Raw genomic sequence first — 1,711 nt, forward strand, 5'->3', positions numbered from 1 at the left:
GTACACAACCCCTTTCCCCATAAAAACTGTTTTTCTACAGTTTATGCGGCTTTCTTCAAACGTAGTCTTTTATTGTGGTATTTATAAAGATTATGCCCGATAGAAACCAGGAAAATCTCTAAACGTACTTGTTCCATGCCTTTTCGAACGATTCTTTTGTACCAGCGGTTATTTTTCATGATGCCAAAAGTACCTTCGGATTGAATGGAGCGATTCATACGAAGAAGCGCTCCTTGAATACTTTCCAGGTTATTCACTACTTCTTGATGCATGGAGGTTAGTTCCTGGTTAAGACGAATCGTCCTGTTTTTATCTGTCTTTTTACACGCGGAGGCATACGGACAATCCGTGCAATTTTCGCACTGGTAGACTTCTTCCTGACGACCGTATCGATTCCCTTTTATATTTCCTCTATATTGAAGATGAAATGCCTGCCCGGCCGGACAACGCAGTGTGCCTTCTTCGTCAATCTTGAAATTCACTGCCCGAAACGGATTATCTCGATACTTCACGTCCGTAGTTTCTTTCTTGTACATAGTGAATTTCATGTACTTTTCCATCCCGTGTTGCTCGCAGTAAATATAATTGTTGTATGAACCATATCCTGCGTCAGCAACAGGATACTTTGGATAAAATCCGTAGGTATCATGAAATTTCTCCAGTAAGGGAACGAAACAATCCATGTCTGAACGGTATTGACTTACGTCAGCTACGGCTATGTATTCATCCGCAATGCCAAATTGAACATTGTAGGCTGGCAGGAGCTGGTCGTTGCCCATATAATCGGTTTTGATCCGCATGAATGTAGCAGAGTGGTCTGTCTTGGAATAACTGTTCCGGTTTGGACCACAAACTGTGATCTTTTCAACATATTCTTTGAGTTTCATTGTATATTCCTGAAGGCGCTCGTAATAGCGCTGCTGCGGTGTTTTCCGATGGCCTTTTCCATGGATAAATTTTGTTTCATCTAGTTCATAGATTTTGGCATACCGATCCGTTACTTCATTGAGATATTCAGGAACGTATTCAGAATTCGTATCAATTTTGATGCCAAAGCTGGCAAGATCGACGTTGATTTCATCGAGTAAACCCGTGACTTTTTCAAACAGTCTATATCTGGACTTTTCAGTCGCTTTCTTCCATACCCAGCTATATTTATTGGCATTTGCCTCAAATTTCGAACCATCGATATACAGATGGCTCAAATCCACATGATCTTTAGCAAAGATTTTCTTGTTGATATCGCTGAACAATTCCGCAACGGATGGTTTGAGCATATTTTCGATAAAATATCCGAAAGTGCGGTAAGATGGTGTCTCCTGCTCCATAAGATACATAAAGCGAAGATTGACTTTACAGCAATCTTCGAGTTCGCGAAGCGAGATATATCCATTTGTCATAAATCCGAATAAGATTGTTTTCAACATGCTGGTCGGGTTATACCTGATACGTCCAGCAAAGTGAGCTGGAACATTTTTCAGGTATTTCTCCAAGTCGATTTCCTCCATAAATCGGTCAAAAACCAGCACGGGATCACAGATATTCAGATAATCTGAAATAAACAGTGGCAAAACTGCCTGTTTTGTTTTAAAATAATGTATGTTTGAATTTTTCATGTGCTATGTAAAATTTTAACACAAAAAGAGGATCAGCGGCTCTTTCGAGCTAGTGATCCTCTTTTGTTTTTATAGGGGCATTATTTCACAGCCCC

1 protein-coding gene is annotated in these 1,711 nt (G+C 40.2%); it reads right to left on the reverse strand.

Features of this window, described 5'->3' with window-relative positions; all coding sequences use genetic code 11:
- Positions 1-41: 41 nt before the first annotated feature.
- Positions 42-1,616, reverse strand: a complete 1,575-nt coding sequence (locus tag BMY14_RS20275; protein WP_091836036.1) for a transposase — start codon at positions 1,614-1,616, stop codon at positions 42-44.
- Positions 1,617-1,711: the final 95 nt, after the last annotated feature.

This window comes from Propionispira arboris, from assembly GCF_900109225.1.
In the GTDB taxonomy this organism is placed as follows: Bacteria; Bacillota; Negativicutes; order Selenomonadales; family Selenomonadaceae; genus Propionispira; species Propionispira arboris.

Bases quoted from the DNA above. Each gene is read 5' to 3' on its own strand.
- BMY14_RS20275 (WP_091836036.1), bottom strand. From the start codon at position 1,616: ATGAAAAATTCAAACATACATTATTTTAAAACAAAACAGGCAGTTTTG.